The sequence below is a fragment of the Paenibacillus pseudetheri genome, assembly GCF_924513355.1.
Lineage (GTDB): Bacteria > Bacillota > Bacilli > Paenibacillales > Paenibacillaceae > Paenibacillus_AQ > Paenibacillus_AQ pseudetheri.
The window spans coordinates 16,810-32,476 of the sequence record NZ_CAKMAB010000015.1; the positions used below are offsets into that span (position 1 = coordinate 16,810).

General features: G+C 41.5%; 17 protein-coding genes. 3 read left to right on the forward strand and 14 right to left on the reverse strand.

All coding sequences use genetic code 11. The features are described 5' to 3' along the window. Window positions 1-16: 16 nt before the first annotated feature. The 8 genes from L1028_RS15255 to melA form a co-directional block, all read right to left on the reverse strand. Window positions 17-439: a MarR family winged helix-turn-helix transcriptional regulator gene (locus L1028_RS15255; RefSeq protein ID WP_234535223.1), complete on the reverse strand. Its 423-nt coding sequence runs from the start codon at window positions 437-439 to the stop codon at window positions 17-19. 145 nt (window positions 440-584) lie between these two features. After that, window positions 585-1,682 carry a HAMP domain-containing sensor histidine kinase gene (locus L1028_RS15260; protein WP_234535225.1) on the reverse strand — a complete coding sequence of 366 codons (1,098 nt, stop codon included), beginning with the start codon at window positions 1,680-1,682 and terminating at the stop codon, window positions 585-587. Window positions 1,683-1,765: 83 nt separating this feature from the next. Beyond that, window positions 1,766-2,404, reverse strand: coding sequence for an ABC-2 transporter permease (locus L1028_RS15265; protein ID WP_234535227.1), 639 nt, complete (start codon window positions 2,402-2,404; stop codon window positions 1,766-1,768). Window positions 2,405-2,421: 17 nt separating this feature from the next. Next, the gene (locus L1028_RS31705; protein ID WP_423803049.1) at window positions 2,422-3,057 is read right to left on the reverse strand and encodes an ABC-2 transporter permease; all 636 of its coding nucleotides are present in this window, start codon (window positions 3,055-3,057) and stop codon (window positions 2,422-2,424) included. Then, window positions 3,050-3,919 (reverse strand): ABC transporter ATP-binding protein, encoded by an 870-nt coding sequence (locus L1028_RS15270; RefSeq protein WP_234535228.1) that lies wholly within the window; start codon window positions 3,917-3,919, stop codon window positions 3,050-3,052. Before L1028_RS15270 ends, L1028_RS31705 begins: the two co-directional genes overlap by 8 nt. Further along, complete coding sequence (locus tag L1028_RS15275; protein WP_042188506.1) at window positions 3,916-4,296, reverse strand: GntR family transcriptional regulator; 381 nt, start codon at window positions 4,294-4,296, stop codon at window positions 3,916-3,918. Before L1028_RS15275 ends, L1028_RS15270 begins: the two co-directional genes overlap by 4 nt. 158 nt (window positions 4,297-4,454) lie before the next feature. Next, complete coding sequence (locus L1028_RS15280) at window positions 4,455-5,135, reverse strand: M14 family metallopeptidase (RefSeq protein ID WP_234535421.1); 681 nt, start codon at window positions 5,133-5,135, stop codon at window positions 4,455-4,457. Between the two features lie 125 nt (window positions 5,136-5,260). Beyond that, on the reverse strand, window positions 5,261-6,559 hold the full coding sequence (gene melA / locus L1028_RS15285; RefSeq protein ID WP_234535230.1) for an alpha-glucosidase/alpha-galactosidase: 1,299 nt from the start codon (window positions 6,557-6,559) through the stop codon (window positions 5,261-5,263). Between the two features lie 254 nt (window positions 6,560-6,813). On the opposite strand from melA, the gene L1028_RS15290 reads away from it, so the two are divergent. Next, window positions 6,814-7,677 carry an AraC family transcriptional regulator gene (locus L1028_RS15290; protein WP_234535232.1) on the forward strand — a complete coding sequence of 288 codons (864 nt, stop codon included), beginning with the start codon at window positions 6,814-6,816 and terminating at the stop codon, window positions 7,675-7,677. A gap of 11 nt (window positions 7,678-7,688) precedes the next feature. Here L1028_RS15290 and L1028_RS15295 read toward each other — a convergent pair whose 3' ends face one another. Then, entirely contained in the window at window positions 7,689-8,213 is a 525-nt protein-coding gene (locus L1028_RS15295) for a GrpB family protein (protein ID WP_234535235.1), read from the reverse strand. Further along, window positions 8,210-9,433, reverse strand: a complete 1,224-nt coding sequence (locus L1028_RS15300; RefSeq protein WP_234535236.1) for an MFS transporter — start codon at window positions 9,431-9,433, stop codon at window positions 8,210-8,212. Before L1028_RS15300 ends, L1028_RS15295 begins: the two co-directional genes overlap by 4 nt. Window positions 9,434-9,610: 177 nt before the next feature. On the opposite strand from L1028_RS15300, the gene L1028_RS15305 reads away from it, so the two are divergent. Both L1028_RS15305 and L1028_RS15310 read left to right on the forward strand, forming a co-directional pair. Next, window positions 9,611-10,390, forward strand: a complete 780-nt coding sequence (locus tag L1028_RS15305) for a GNAT family N-acetyltransferase (protein ID WP_234535238.1) — start codon at window positions 9,611-9,613, stop codon at window positions 10,388-10,390. A gap of 24 nt (window positions 10,391-10,414) precedes the next feature. Further along, the gene (locus tag L1028_RS15310) at window positions 10,415-10,729 is read left to right on the forward strand and encodes a DUF4190 domain-containing protein (RefSeq protein ID WP_234535240.1); all 315 of its coding nucleotides are present in this window, start codon (window positions 10,415-10,417) and stop codon (window positions 10,727-10,729) included. Between the two features lie 74 nt (window positions 10,730-10,803). Here the strand turns inward: L1028_RS15310 and L1028_RS15315 are convergent, their stop codons facing one another. The 4 genes from L1028_RS15315 to L1028_RS15330 all read right to left on the reverse strand — a co-directional run bounded on the left by L1028_RS15315 (window position 10,804) and on the right by L1028_RS15330 (window position 15,662). Then, a complete protein-coding gene (locus L1028_RS15315; RefSeq protein ID WP_234535242.1) occupies window positions 10,804-11,988 on the reverse strand; it encodes a response regulator in 1,185 nt (394 codons plus the stop codon). After that, window positions 11,969-13,750 (reverse strand): cache domain-containing sensor histidine kinase, encoded by a 1,782-nt coding sequence (locus L1028_RS15320; protein WP_234535244.1) that lies wholly within the window; start codon window positions 13,748-13,750, stop codon window positions 11,969-11,971. The genes L1028_RS15315 and L1028_RS15320 overlap by 20 nt, the downstream gene beginning before the upstream one ends. 77 nt (window positions 13,751-13,827) lie before the next feature. Next, a complete protein-coding gene (locus L1028_RS15325) occupies window positions 13,828-14,751 on the reverse strand; it encodes a carbohydrate ABC transporter permease (RefSeq protein ID WP_234535247.1) in 924 nt (307 codons plus the stop codon). 17 nt (window positions 14,752-14,768) lie between these two features. Next, a complete protein-coding gene (locus L1028_RS15330) occupies window positions 14,769-15,662 on the reverse strand; it encodes a carbohydrate ABC transporter permease (RefSeq protein WP_042188566.1) in 894 nt (297 codons plus the stop codon). Window positions 15,663-15,667: the final 5 nt, after the last annotated feature.

Sequence of the window (15,667 nt, forward strand, 5' to 3'; positions counted from 1 at the left end):
CTTTTCTAAGTTTTGATTAGCTTGCTAATAAATTAGCAACCATCTGTTTCATAAGCCTTCTTAATAATAAACGTTCTTCGGGTAGAATTCCTGTTAATAATTTATCCAGTTGCTTATTCCATATACGTTCCACAGGTTCACAAAGATTACGTCCGGCTGGAGTTAGATACACTCGGCTTACTCTGCCATCTTCAGGATCTCTTTTTCGAACAACAAACCCATGACTCTCAAGTGATTTCACCATATTCGTAATAGTTGGAGGCTCACAATTCAGACTTTCGCTTAACTGGATCTGTGTCATTCCATCTGATCTCCATAACCGGCATAATAACTGTTCTTGGCCCACATGAAGATTAAATTCTCTAAGCAATGCTGCATAATCTCTACGCATTTCCGCTGAAATTCTGTCCAGTAGTTCTCTTATCTCATCTTCAATCACAGCTTGTTCCCCCGAATCACCTTACAAATTAATTAGCAAGCTAATTATATCATGTTTTAAGAGGATTTCAAAGGTGGACGATCTTTAGATATCACCCACCAACGAATCCTCTTTAGGTTGGTACTTCATCGTATAAAAATGGTCTTCAACTACTGTTTCTCGGGAGTTTCACTTCAAAGATTGTCCGCACCACACTGCTTTGCACAGATACGGTTCCATTATGCTGCTCTACTATATTTTTAGTAATAAACAAGCCAAGTCCTGTACTTCCTGTTGGATGTGTTCGTGCACGATCACCCGTGTAAAACATATCAAAAATACGTGGCAGTTCTTCCGGCTCAATACAATTTCCATAGTTGATCACTTCAATGACTACCTCGTTAGCGTCCAAGTAACCGTGAATATCAATAAATTGACCATCGCTTCCGTATCGGGCTGCATTCATAAGAAGGTTCTCAAATACACGTGCTAACAATTCCCCGTCGCCGTATATCATCAGATGTTGTGCCATATCCATTCTGGAGATTAGACCATTTTTCTCAAAGACTGGATATAATTCTTCATTTAATTGTAAGAGAAGCTCACCGAGATCAATCGAGGATTTCTCAAGCTTAAGCTTGCCATAATTCATTCTTGTAATTTCAAACAGCTCATCGATTAATTTTTCTAAACGTTGAGATTTGGTATAAGCAATCGTCGTGTAATGCCTGGTCTGTTCAGGAGTTAATTGATTGTCTTTCAAAATAAAATCCAAATAGCCAATAACCGAGGTTAGGGGTGTACGCAAATCATGAGCCAGATTCAACACGAGTTGATCTTTACTGCTCTCGGCAATGTCCCCCCGCTCAATGGCTTCTTGCATATTCTCAATGGCTAGATTGAGATCATGACCAATCATCCCAAATTCATCTTTGGAGGGTATATCTACTCGTTCGGAGAAATCACCTGACGCTAGCTGATGAATCCCCTTTGATATTTCTTTGAAGTATTTTGCATACGGCTTAGTGAATAAGAAGAAGAATAGAATGGCTAGTGGTATAAAGATAATTAAAAATGTATTCACATCTCCAATATCTCTGATTACATAGCGAACTTTGGTTAGAGGATTCTCAAACTTCACCTCAGAGTGATAATATCGCTGGAGCACCTTATAGATTAAAAAGGTTATCCCACCGGATACTAGCATACTGGCCATCAGCAGCATAATCATTTTTGTACGAAAACTATAAATCATTTTAGGCATTGGATGTATACCCTTCCCCTACAGTATTTATCTTTGTAGTGATAATGGTATATGAATTCAATCTAAATCTCAAATTATTAATATCACAGATCTTTTTTCTCAAAGATCCGCAATGAAATGAGATAAGAACAGCTGAGTAAGAACACGTAAGCGAGTCCTAGTATGATATAAGGAATATAGCTAGACTTCACGCCAAAGCTCTGCCAGTTCTCTAATTCAGGAAACCATTGAAGCAAGCTACCAATCACATTCGGACCAACCATTATAATCATCATAAAAACGAGATTAACCACTTGCGTTCCTTTAGCCCCTAACCAGTAATGAATCGGTAAATAAAGCATAGCGAGGAGCGGGAAAATAGATATCGCAATACCAACCTCTTGCCAGAAATGAGGGGTTACCTCTTTACCTGTCATAATAATCAGGAGATAGGTAAAAGCAGTTGCTGCCAGCCCAATAAGCGCATACGGAAGGATTGAGAAGTATTTAGCACGGACAAGCTCTTGTCTCCGCACAGGGAGATTAACGAGAAACCGTTGCGTCATCTGCTGAGTATCCATAGAACAGGAGCTTATCAACAACAGCATGGGTGGCATTACCGTAAATAAACTGAAGCTATGATAGTTCGAGTAAGCTATAAAAATAAAGAAAGGGATGAGCAACATCAGAAATTTACGCAAAAGAATGAAGTCTTTTTGAATAAGACACAATGAATGATACACTATAATTCCTCCTTAGCTTATAACTCTTCCCTGCAAAACAATCGTAGTGAAATCTTATATGAGAAGTACAAGATGAATAGATAAACGATCCCTATCAAACTTATCTGCATTAGATGATCTTGCAGCTTTAAATGGGTTATTTTTGAGAAAACTGATGAATGTGAGAGTGAAGACCCAGCGTTTATGGTGGTTATCGTTATAACTACATTAAAGAAGATATTGAAGTAATAGTTTTTGTAACCAAGCCAATAATGAATCGGCAGATAAATAGACGCAGTCAAAGGAATCATAAGCAACGTTAAAGATACCCCTATCCAATACACTGGGCTAATGGAATATCCAAATGAAAAGGAAATTAGAAACAAAGCTAAAGAGCAAACTAAACCGATGAAACTATAAGGAATCAGTGATAAGTATTTAGCCAAGACAATCTCTTGCCGACTTACTGGCAGTCCTATAACAAACTTTGTGTTGTTATTCTGTGCATCCATTGAACAGGAGTATACGAGCAATAGTAAAGATTGAAATGTAGCAAACATACTGGAGCTATCCAATTGTATATATGCGACAAACAAAATACTCAAGAGAAATAAAGGGATGAAATTCCGCAGGAGAATAATGTCTTTCCGAATCAACAGCAAGAGATTAGACATACAAAGCGTTTCTCTTTACCGTAAAATACATGATTTCTTCCAGGGTAGGTATTTCGCATATCGCTTGATCTCTAAAATACCGCGCCTCCTCAGAATTGTGGTTAAGAAGCCCCTCAAAACCAAGTGCTGTCTCTCTAATCCCAATGAAACACTTCCGCACATCTCGATCAAGCAACTCTTTGTTGCCTTTTACCAGCATATATTTATTAGGTAGAGATTCTTTCATCTCATTAAATACTAGCCGCCCCTCATTTACAAAAACAATATAATCCGCTATCCGGTCTAAATCAGTCGTGTTATGCGTGGAGAAAAGAATAGATTTCTTCTCATCCTGGATATGTTCACTAAGCAGATCGAGCAGTTCTCTTCGGAATATGGGATCAAGACCTGCAGTAGGTTCGTCCATGATGAGCAGATCTGCACCGTGTGATAAAGCAATGGCGAGCGAATACTTCATTTTCATCCCTTTAGAGAGTTCTTTAATCTTTTTCCGCGGGGAAAGCTTAAACATCTCTATGTATTTCCTATAAGTCTCTTTATCCCACTGACTATAAAAGGGAGCAATCATCTTACTCATCTGATCGATGGTTAATTGATCGTAAAAGTAGTTCTCATCGGAAACATACCCAATTCGCTCTTTGTACTTTGCATTCTTTACGGTTGTTTCTTTGCCGAAAATCTCGATACTTCCTTGGTCGGGTTGTACCATACCCATCATCATTTTAATTAAAGTTGTTTTCCCTGCCCCATTGGGTCCTATTAACCCCGTAATATATCCTTCCTTGATACCGAACGTAAGTTCGCATAGGCTAAAATGGCCATATTTTTTAGATATTTGATTCAATTGAATGACATCGTTCATTCTGTCTCCTCCTCATACAGCAATTTCAACATCTCACTGAACTCAGCAAAATCAATCCCTAACATTTTACTCTCGTCGATAATCTCCTTCATTTTGTTCTCCATGATCCGTAACCGTTGTTCCCGAATAAACTCCTGATCTGCACCAGAAACAAAGGAGCCCTTTCCCACAATGGAATTGATAAGCCCTTCTCTCTCCAGTTCTTCATAAGCTCGTTTTGTTGTAATTACGCTAATCTGCAGCTCTTTGGCTAACAGTCGAATAGAAGGTAAAGGCGTGCCTGAGACTAACTCTCCTTGCAGGATCATCTGGCGGATCTGACTTACAATCTGTGCATAGATGGGCTCACCGGAAGTGTTGGATATCAATATGTTCATGAACTCGTGCCCTCACTCCTAGTTTATGTGTGTTCAATGTATATATGTAATATATACACTATGCTCTTTGTTGTCAATGATCTTTCAAAATCCACAAAAAACAAGCCGATTCCTATGAACTCAGGGTCAGCTTGCTTGACATTCAGCATATATAATCATCACCACATCAATCCAGCACTTCTTAAAAAGCGACTAACAATGTCTATCTGATAGCGAATACGAAGGTCACGATCAAGACTCCAGCAGGTTTCCACAGTAAATGCCTTCGCTCCTATGATACGGGAGACGGCTGAACGTGACGAGCCAGGGCGTTCTCGTAAACGGATATTAAAATGATAAGAAGGTTTAGCGATTGTACGATTAATGTCTTTTATGATACGTCTTGCCGTAACCGTTCCTTGGCTCCCCTGCTTAATTATTATAGACTGACCGAGGCGTTTCGGATTTCTTTGAGACAAACCGTTCGCTTCATGGAGATCAAGGTACCAGGTGGGGCGATAACGCCGTACTAATTGAAGCAAGGCTACGGATAACGGATGTTTGGCAGATCCATTCCGAGTACGTGGAAACGTTCGGTTCAAATCCGGCACGCCCCGAATTCGTTTACGATAGGCTTTTTGATTCATGAGGGGAACAATAATAAGCGTACCACGGTAAATATATAGTTCTCCTTGTCTTAAGTGATTCACGATGTTTTTCGCCGCACGAATGCTTGCCGTTTCATTCCCGTGTATGCCGGACACCACCATAAACACAGGACCAGGGAGCCCACCACTGATCACGTAATAAGGGGTGGCATGGGATGTGAACGATGCTAAGGTATAATTCTCAATGATCATCATGCCTCACCTCCGCATTTAGGTGTCCATATATGTGTATTCCGTAGGACCCCAGTTGTCCTAGACAGATAAGCAAAAAAAGCCTGATTTCTCAGGCTTTCTTTAGAATTTTAGAAATATGCAATTTATTTATACGCGGGCAGCCAATCTCCATGGGCCGTGATCAGCTCATCACACATATTTGTAATGTCATCCATCGACAGTTCGGCGGCAGTGTGCGGATCGAGCATAGCTGCGTGATAAATATGCTCTCTCTTATGAGTAATCGCTGCTTCGATTGTTAATAATTGTGTATTAATGTTCGTACGATTCAGTGCGGCACACTGCGGAGGCAGATCTCCCACGAAGGTTGGAGTGACGCCACTACGATCTACAAGGCACGGAACTTCTACACATGCCTCTTTCGGAAGATTGGTGATAAGACCTGTATTCATAACATTACCACCAATTTTGAAAGGTACGTTCGTTTCGATGGCTTCCATAATGTAGGACGCATATTCATGCGAACGTTCATGTACAAGCTCTTTGTTATTTACTAATTCTTCACGCATTTTCTGCCACCGTTCAATTTGTTCTACACAGCGGCGTGGGTACTCGTCGAGTGGAATTTGAAACCGTTCGATGAGCTCTGGATAATTACGCTTGATAAAATAAGGATGATACTCTGCGTTATGTTCTGAAGACTCCGTAATGTAGTAACCAAATTTAAGCATCATTTCATAACGAACCATGTCCCAGTGATGTTCTTTCTGCTTCTCAGCAGCGCGGCGTTTGATTTCCGGATATAAGTCCTCTCCGTCCTTCGTAACCTCGAGTAGCCAAGCCATATGGTTAATACCGGCAATCTTAGCCTGTACACCTGTCTGATCTATTCCCAGATGCTCGAATAAGCCTGGAATACAATGCTGTACGCTATGACATAATCCAACGGTATTCACACCACCATAAGTGTTCATCACATTCGTCAATACAGCCATTGGATTCGTATAGTTCATAAAGAGTGCATCTGGACAAACCTCTCTCACATCTGCAGCAAAATCAAGCATGACAGGAATCGTACGTAAGTTGCGGAAAATGCCACCGATACCAACCGTGTCCGCAATCGTCTGACGCAAGCCATATTTCTTCGGAATTTCAAAGTCTGTAATGGTACAAGGATCGTAACCGCCGACCTGAATCGCATTAATCACATATTTAGCTCCACGTAAAGCTTCCTTGCGATCCGTATAGGATTTCACGATACAAGTACTGCCACTACTTGCTTTTATATTACTCAGCATATTCTCGGAATCTTTTAGGCGCTGAAGATCAATATCATATAGGGCAAGCTCAAAGCCTTGAAGGGCTGGAGTTCTCATGCAATCTCCTAAAACGTTTTTTGCAAATACAGTACTGCCCGCTCCGATAAATGTAATTTTGGACATGTGAAATATTCCTCCTTAAGTAGTGAGTTCTACGGTCTCGACATCGCTAACCACTCCGAAAACCTCGATGAATTGTCCTTATAAACACTAGGATGTCAGAGGGTATCCGTCTCTCTCTTCACTATTCACTATAAATGAGAGCGATCTCAATGAGTATGGAGAAATACAATTCATATATGGATGTTTGTTGCATTTAAGTGGTCCGTCCTATAATCTAAATGTAATTCAAATCACGTATAGGAGGTCAGAAGCAAATGGCTTCAGAGCATTATCATTTCACAGCAGGGTTTAATCTTGCTCCTGATGAACCCGACCTGACTGTATTGTTCAGCGGAGAAGGTAAACCGGTCCCGGGACATAAGATGGGGCCTTCTGTTCACGATTACTACCTTATACATACCGTAATGGATGGAAAGGGTGTGTTTCAGAGTGGAAGTAATTCTCATGTATGTGGTACGGGAGATACCTTTGTTATTTTCCCAGGGGCATTATTCAGCTATCAGGCAGACATGGAACAGCCTTGGACTTATGTATGGGTAGCCTTGCAAGGAGAAGCTGTTCAGCAGCTATTTAAAGAAGTGGGGATTACACCGGACAAGCCGTTAATACACTTAGATAACCTTATAGAGATACATAACTTGTATGAACATATTCGTTTTTCCTTTCAGCAGTCTGCTTATCCAAGGTTGGAAAGTTTGGAGGCTTCTGGGTGGCTGCGCCTTTTGGTGCACAAATTCGGCCTTGCGAACATAGGTTCGCTCACACCTAAATCCGCACAATTACCGGATGTTATCGACCGCCAGATCAATCAAGCGATCCGCTGGATCTCTCTCCAATTTCATCAACAGATCAGTATCGACCACATGGCGTCCTCTCTTGGTTATCATAGGGCACACCTCTCTAAGGCCTTTAAGCAAAAGATAGGAATGTCACCCAAGCAATATTTGTTAAAGGTTCGCATGGATAAAGCAAAGGAACTGCTTGGAGGAACGCTCACCATCGACCAGGTATCCTCTTCGGTCGGTTTCAATGACGCGTTGTATTTCTCCAAACAGTTCCGTAAATGGAGCGGCATGTCCCCCAGTGAATATCGAAACCATCTTCGATCTGGCACATGATTGCTTATGGGTTATTTCATGGTTTTCGATAAAATCGAGGTGACAAACGCTGTTTTTCCCTCACAGTAAGCATCCATATCGTAGCGGTGTTGTTCTGCCAGACGCTGTTTGACCTCTGCATATGCTTGACGCGCTACCGCATTTGAACGGAGATAGTCTCTAAAAGCGATATGCTCTAAATACCCTTTTCCATCCTTAGGGCATGCATACAGATGATATTTCATAAATCCGTCTGCTTGACGTCTTTCGAAGGCTTCTCTGCCCTCGATTCCCAAGTTTCCTTGATGTTCATAGCCATGCTGTTGTAAACGTTCTATGATTTGTGGGAGTACATCGTAGCTATCCATTACAAGATCAAGATCTATGATGGGTTTAGCAGCAAGCCCTTCAATGGAAGTACTCCCCACATGCTCTATCGTAATAATGAGGTCGCCAACATAAGATAACAACTGTTCTCTTATTCTATCGAATTCTACCTTCCACTCTGGATCATACGGGACAACTTCTACGACTTTCGTCTTCTGAGCGATACTCATGCACCTCCTGCGTTGAATGTCTTCTTCTCAATTCCTCTATAGACTATCCATATACATATAGCGGCCACAATTAGCATTCCACCCATCAAGCAAACGCCACTCCAGCCCCAATGCTGCCATGCAAAGCTTCCTAGTGTTGATCCAATAGCTCCACCTGTAAAAGTGCTGACCATAAACACAGTATTTATTCGGCTGCGCGCCGCCGGCTCAAGTGCATAGATCCGTGTTTGGTTACTAACCTGTGACCCTTGTACTCCAAGATCCAGAATAATAACACCGGCAATCAGGCTCCAAATTGTAAATCCAGCTAAACCGAAGAATCCATAAGCAATCAATGTCAGCAACAGTAGTATACCTACTATCTTTTTCGGTGCGATTCTGTCAGCTAACCTCCCGATAAATGGAGCACCCGCAGCACCTGCTACACCGATCAACCCAAACAAGCCTGTGATAGAGCTACTATAGTGGTAAGGTTCACCTTCTAGAAAGAAAGCCAGTGAAGTCCAGAACACGCTGAAGCCACCAAACATACAAGCACCAATCAGTGATGCTTCACGAAGCGTCGAATATCTGCCAATCAAATTCCCCATTGATTTCAGTAGATCCGTATAGGATGAATTATTTTCTGGTTTCTTCTTTGGAATTAGTTGGTATAAGATAAGGGATAACAATAGCATTATAACTGCGGCAATCCAGTACATGGCTCTCCAGCCGAACAGATCTCCTATAATTCCGGATATCGTTCTTGCCAGCAAAATACCAAAAAATAGCCCGCTCATTACGGTTCCAATAACCTTACCTCTTTCTTCTGGCAAAGCGAGCTCCGCCGAGAGAGGAATGATGACCTGCGGCACCACCGTAGTTATGCCAATAGCAAAACTGGCGATATACATCCAAATAAGGTTCTGAGCTGTAGCGAAACCAACAAGTGATAGTGATACAGCAATAAGAAGTCCGGATATTAGTGTTCTTCGTTCACGAATGTCGCCTAACGGAACAAAGAATAACATCCCAAGCGCATAACCGATCTGAGTAAGCATCGATACATATCCTACTGCGTTAGAGGATGCATGGAATGTTCGTCCTATATCGGCCAAAAGGGGCTGATTGTAATACATATTTGCGACGCTTAATCCTGATGCAATGGCTAAAATAAGTATGAATTGTTTAGTTAGGCCTCCTCCTACACGAACTGCAGCGGGTGTGATAGATTGTGTCATGAAATTCTGTGCCTCCGATTACGTATGCTGCATCAAACAGCAAGCTTTATTTTCCTAATACATTATAGCAGTCACTGTCAAGCTAACGTATGTCTGCGATATAATAATTATCCTAAATATAATGATTCTGCATAAGTACAAATTATATTGAAATATACGGAGTGAGGAGTAAATAACATGCACCAGAATGACCGAATTATGACCAGATTGCGCAAGGAACCATTGAAGAATGTCAGTCTATTAAAAATGCTAACCTCATTCCACGAAGTCATGGAGTCTCATCTTGTCGAGCAAGGAAATCAATGGGGTGTTTTATTGCTTCTTCCTGCCTCAGCCTACGCATATGATCATAGAGTATATCCTCAAGCGGATTACATCGCATTTATGGATTACAGCAGCCCAGATGTATTTCCGGCGCTGTTTCAACTGCTGCCTCCGCAAGCAAAATTTGTATTTAAACTGCAAGACGTGAAATACAAAGAGGCATTGTCTTCATATTTTTCAATGGAGAAAGTCCGGGGTTTCTACTCATACAGTACAACTGAGGGACAAATCTTTCCGAAGGACGAAGAAGTTGTTATCAGTCATGTGGTTGACGACAGATTAATTCCGCTGTGGGCCGCTAATCATTACACGAAAGACGAAATAGAAGACTATTTTCAATATGGTGCTTTTTCCGTGTCAATTTTCCTAGGCGACAATCCGGTCAGTACCTGCTTAGCGTTCCGTAATGAAGAAACCATCTGGGAAATCGGCGCTGTACATACTTTAGAATCCTCTCAAAGAAACGGATATGCGAAAAAGGTGGTCCAAACCGCCATACAAGTAACGTTAGAACGAGGGTTTATTCCACGCTATCATGTGCTTGAAACAAATCAAGCTTCCATCAGACTAGCTGAATCTATTGGACTCGCTCCTTGTGTACAGCTAGAACACTGGATTAACTATATCCAATAACACGCTTGATAGGAGGTGATTTGAATGAGTTATGGGCCGAACGAGAATCAAAACTATTATCCTCCCCCGCCCCCACCAACACCGATGAATGGAAAGTCAATTGCTGGTTTCGTCTTAGGAGTGCTTTCCATAATTGTTCCTTATATCGGATTTTTGTTAGGGATTGTAGCGGTTATTCTGTCTGCCCTATCCCTTAGAGAAATACGGATTCGGTATGAGCAAGGAAGAGGCTTAGCTATTGCGGGTCTGGTATGCGGGATTGTCGGCACTCTACTTTACGCCATATTAATTTTATTTTTCGTTATTTTTATATACGCAGCTTCTGGTTACCCATACTGACCTATACACAAAAAAAGATCTCTATAGCCACCCTAATGGCTGCAGAGATCCTTTTTCTTTCCTAAGAACAAAATTCAGTAGGTTCCATTGTTAAGCTGCTGACGATACTCCGTCGGAGTTACTAGGAACCGCTTGCGGAACATCTGTGTAAAATGTCGCATGTCCTGATATCCAATACGTTCAGCGATTTCTGCCACCTTAAGCTTCGAGTTTACTAGCAGCAGCTTTGCTTGCTCCAATCGTAAGGATGTCACGTATTCTTTATAACCTTGACCCGTCTTCTGTTTAAATAATTGACTGAAGTAGACCGGATTCAGAAATACAACGGAAGCAATCTTTTCCAAAGTAAGGTCTTCGAAATAGTGTTCTTTTACATACTGCAATGCGATGTCTATGGCTTTTTCGCCACTACCTTTCGCTGGCGTTAAATCCAACACTTGCGAATTCACTGCCTCTCTTAAGCTCGTTACGATCTGAGGTACAGTATTTATATCGTAGCTAAGTCCGGAATGTATCATTTGGAAGGGTGTTTTTAAATATTGCTTCAAATAGGTCCGCCCATCTTCAAGAAAAGATTCTAATCGTGCTTCTTCTCTTAAAGTGATTAATCCCAGCAGACTCTGGCGGTCATAGCTGACCACAAACCCGCTCCCGTCCCGCTCTATCAGCTCAGTTAACACATTCTCTACAATAAAATGTTCTATCCGAATGTTTTTATCACCCGCATCCATTTGTAGCAAAATCAAATAGAAGCATTGATGATCTTCTATTAATTGGCTGATGTCTAAATTACCGAGATTATAACCAGAAGCGAGCCTCTGAAATACACCTTCTCTTAAATATTTCAGACTTGACCTTAATCGGTCTTCATCTTTAATAAGTTTATGATCCTGTTCTATTTCTAGCGATAAGTTACTAATAATCTCAAGTAGCTTGCTTTTACCGATCGGCTTTAGTAGATAATCTCTCGCTCCAAGACGAACGGCCTCCTGCGCATAGGCGAACTCACTGTGTGCAGAGATGACCACCCATTTGACATAAGGATACCGACGCTTAGAAATCCTCATGAACTCTAGGCCATTCATACCGGGCATAAGAATATCTGTTAAGACGATATGGATGGACTGTTCCTCCATAATCTTGACAGCTTCTTCTGTCGACGCAGCAACATGTACACAATAATCTGGATAAATACTTCTTATAGTGCGCTTAATGCCTTCTCGGATCACCCGTTCATCATCAGCTATGAGAATGTTCACGACTACGCTCTCCTTCCTGCGGAATCGGCAGCATGATAGAAACCTCGGTTCCTTCTCCAGGTAAGCTTCGAATCACAAGACCATAGGATTCTCCGAACATATGCTGGAGCCGCCGATGTAGATTTTGAAGACCTATCCCCATTTTTCCATTTTCTTTCGTTGTTGGTCGATCCAAGGATTCCACCAGCGCATTCAGCTTCTCTGCATCCATACCTTTGCCATTATCTTGAACGACGATGTTCAGCACTCCAGCTTCTTCAAGTATACTCACCTTCAGAATACCTTGACGATCAAGCGATTCTAATCCATGTTTCACAGCATTTTCAATGACCGGTTGTACAGTCATCTTGGGAAGGCGAACCTCAAGCCATCGTTCATCTATATTTATCTCAATCCGCAGACGACCTTCCAGCCGGATAGAAATAATATTTAAATAGTGCCCGATTTGTTCCAGTTCTTCCCGTAGCGTGACTTCTACGTCAACTTCCCAATGACTGCTGTACCGGAACATCGAAGATAGCGAGAGAACAAGTTCACCCAGTTGCTCATTCCCTTCCTCATCCAGCATCCAATAAATCATATCCAGAGTATTGTATAGAAAATGTGGGTTCACTTGAGATTGCAAGGCATGAAGCTCAGCATTCTTCTCACTGACGGAAGAAAGTTTTACCCGCTCGATTAGTTCTTCGATTCGGCGAACCATCCGATTAAACGAAGCAACAAGAATATTAATCTCTTGATAAGAAGAAACATTCACCATTCCACGAAAATTACCGATCTCCACCTGCTTCATCTCACGAATCACCTTTTTAAGCGGCAAAGAAATCGTTCGTGAAACAATAGAAGCTATCAAAGTAGAGACGAGAACAAGAATCGAAAATACAATGAACAGATAACGTTTCATCTCTACCAACTCTACATTCAGGTCGCGATTAGGTGTGATACTAAGCACCCACCAACCTGAGAAGGACAGTTTAGAAGCGACAAGCAGACGATTGGCTGTCTGTTCGACCACAACATTCTGGGAGTTCTGCAAAGACGGGAGCTGAGTTAAATCAGGTTCCTGATCTTCGGCAGAGGATACGAATCGTCCATCCTGCGACATTAAGTATACCTGGCTATGCTCACCCAGCTTCACATTATCCAGCGCATCCAGAACAGGCTTCGGATTCATCTCGTACAGAACAATGCCAATCGGTTTGTGTTCATTGAGATCGTAAATCTGACGGCCGAAGGCAAACACAGGACTATCCTCCACTTGATCGATAAGAGAATGTTCATAGACGCCGAGCCAGACCATTTTACCGGAGGAAGCTTGCAGCTGATGGTACCAATCTTCCTTCATATATTCGGGATCAACCACATTCATATAGTTTCCGTAATTATAGATCTTACCTTTATCTGTAATGACATGAATACCTACGAGATCATCCCGAGAATAAAATATAGCTCCTAAAATATTGGTAATCGTCTGTTCATTGATGTAAGCTACCGCGGGCTCAGTGCTTGTCTCATTAATCAAACGTATCAATTCAAAGTTATTGCTGAGTGATTTAGAGAGACTATCATACCCTTTGTACAGTAAGCTAAATAGATCCGCCGTCTGAGCGACATTCTTCTGCGATAAATCACTTATTTTCTCATGAAACTGTACAGTTGTGCGGTTGTAATAGAGCAAACTCACAATTAATAGAATGCTAGACATACAAAAAAGAAACAGCAAAAACAATCGATGGTGGATGGAATGAAAGCTGTTTCTCAAAAAGGCTTCCCTCCTCAAACTCATCTGTCCTGCTGCTTCTTCATTATAATTCCATTATTGTAATTTGCAATATCGATTTATCCTTTTACTGCTCCCGCCACCATTCCTTTTGTAATCTGATTGGATAAGAAGAAATAGATTAAAATGACGGGTAACGCACCCATCACTAGAAATGCGCCGATATTCCCATAGTTTACAGAATACTGACTAACGAATGTGTACACGCCAAAGGGCAAGGTCTTCAATTTCTCGGAAGAAATGAAGGTGGCCGCTAAGATATACTCATTCCAGATGTTGATGAACGTTAGAATACACACAGTCATTACCGGTGGTACGGATACAGGAAGAATGATCGTGCGGAAGATCCGATATACGCTCGCCCCATCAATAAAGGCTGATTCTTCGATTTCATGCGGAATGCTCTTCATAAACCCACTTAATATGAACACCGCTATAGGGGTTGAAAAAGCAACATAAGGCAATATGAGCGATAAGTGCGTATTCAGAATATGCATATTTTTGAAAATGATCATCAGCGGGAGCAAAGTGGCCTGCATGGGAATCATCATCCCCATTAAGAAGATCGTCATGACCAAGTTGCCGTAACGCCAACGGAACCGTGAGATCGCGTAAGCTACCATCGAGCTAAGCAGGATGACGAAGATCATTGTTACACCGGTAACCAATACACTGTTAGATAAATATTTTAGATAGCTACCGGACTTATAAGCCTCGCTATAATTATGCCACTGAAATACTTTAGGAAATGAGAAAAAACTTCCTCCCAAAATCTCTTCATTTGTCTTCAAGGAATAGAGCATTAGCCATAGAAGAGGATATAGCTGGGTAACGACAGGAATCGCAAAGAGAAGATACACGAATCCTTTCTTGAAATATAAGAACGTATGAGTTTCACGGAAGACATTATTCTTATATTTCTCGCTTAAACGCTCATCGTCCTTGTAAGGACGCTTTGGGCGTTTATGCTTGACATTCCGCATGATCGCGCACTCCTTTGCTAACTGAATTTTTTCTCAAGCTTATTAAAGATAGTATTAATGCTAGCAGTAAACACAAGGCACAGTATGACCAAGAACGAAGCGATAGCACTACCATATCCATATTTAAAGGATAAGAAAGAACTGTTGTACATATGTGTGGAAATAACATCTGTAGCATGAGCGGGTCCACCGGCTGTCATAACCATGACGAGATCAAAAGCCTGCAAAGACCCTATAAAGGCGAGTACGATAGATATTTTAAAGATTGGAATAATCAGCGGAAAAGTAATATATCGATCGGCTTTGAATCCGTCAGCCCCATCAATCTTTGCCGCTTCATACAGCTCATCCGGGATATTCTGAACCCCGGTATATTGAATCAACAAATGGTAGCCGAAATATTGCCAAAGAGATACTGCATAAAGCGCGAACATCGCAATTTTAGGTTCTGTGATCCAATTGTGAGTCCAGCTATCCAGCCCAAGAGAGATCAGGACGCCATTCAACATCCCGCCCATAGAGACAGGATCATAGATCGTTTTCCAGAGCTGTCCAATGATAACCACCGACAAAATAACCGGCGTAAAGTAAATAGAAACTAAAGTGTTTCCTTTTCTCACGTACCGATTTAGAAGGATAGCCATCAACAAACAAAATGGAATTTCCACCATGGAAGCCACAGCATAGAGTAACGTTCTCTTTACAGATGGCCAAAACACCGGATCATGAAAAAACATCTCTTTGAAATTAGCAAGTCCAGCAAATGTTTTCGTAGTCGTAATTCCGTCCCATTGTAGCAATCCTGTATAAAAGGATACTAGGATAGGAGCAAACACCAAGCACACATACAAAAGCAGGCAAGGTAACACGAAGACGGCGATTGTGCGCGCTGGAACCTTTAGTACCTTCATTATTT

Coding starts and splice junctions, on each gene's coding strand:
- L1028_RS15260 (WP_234535225.1), bottom strand. CDS start 1,682: ATGCCTAAAATGATTTATAGTTTTCGTACAAAAATGATTATGCTGCTG.
- L1028_RS31705 (WP_423803049.1), bottom strand. CDS start 3,057: ATGTCTAATCTCTTGCTGTTGATTCGGAAAGACATTATTCTCCTGCGG.
- L1028_RS15270 (WP_234535228.1), bottom strand. CDS start 3,919: ATGAACGATGTCATTCAATTGAATCAAATATCTAAAAAATATGGCCAT.
- L1028_RS15275 (WP_042188506.1), bottom strand. CDS start 4,296: ATGAACATATTGATATCCAACACTTCCGGTGAGCCCATCTATGCACAG.
- L1028_RS15280 (WP_234535421.1), bottom strand. CDS start 5,135: ATGATCATTGAGAATTATACCTTAGCATCGTTCACATCCCATGCCACC.
- melA (WP_234535230.1), bottom strand. CDS start 6,559: ATGTCCAAAATTACATTTATCGGAGCGGGCAGTACTGTATTTGCAAAA.
- L1028_RS15290 (WP_234535232.1), top strand. CDS start 6,814: ATGGCTTCAGAGCATTATCATTTCACAGCAGGGTTTAATCTTGCTCCT.
- L1028_RS15295 (WP_234535235.1), bottom strand. CDS start 8,213: ATGAGTATCGCTCAGAAGACGAAAGTCGTAGAAGTTGTCCCGTATGAT.
- L1028_RS15300 (WP_234535236.1), bottom strand. CDS start 9,433: ATGACACAATCTATCACACCCGCTGCAGTTCGTGTAGGAGGAGGCCTA.
- L1028_RS15305 (WP_234535238.1), top strand. CDS start 9,611: ATGCACCAGAATGACCGAATTATGACCAGATTGCGCAAGGAACCATTG.
- L1028_RS15310 (WP_234535240.1), top strand. CDS start 10,415: ATGAGTTATGGGCCGAACGAGAATCAAAACTATTATCCTCCCCCGCCC.
- L1028_RS15325 (WP_234535247.1), bottom strand. CDS start 14,751: ATGCGGAATGTCAAGCATAAACGCCCAAAGCGTCCTTACAAGGACGAT.
- L1028_RS15330 (WP_042188566.1), bottom strand. CDS start 15,662: ATGAAGGTACTAAAGGTTCCAGCGCGCACAATCGCCGTCTTCGTGTTA.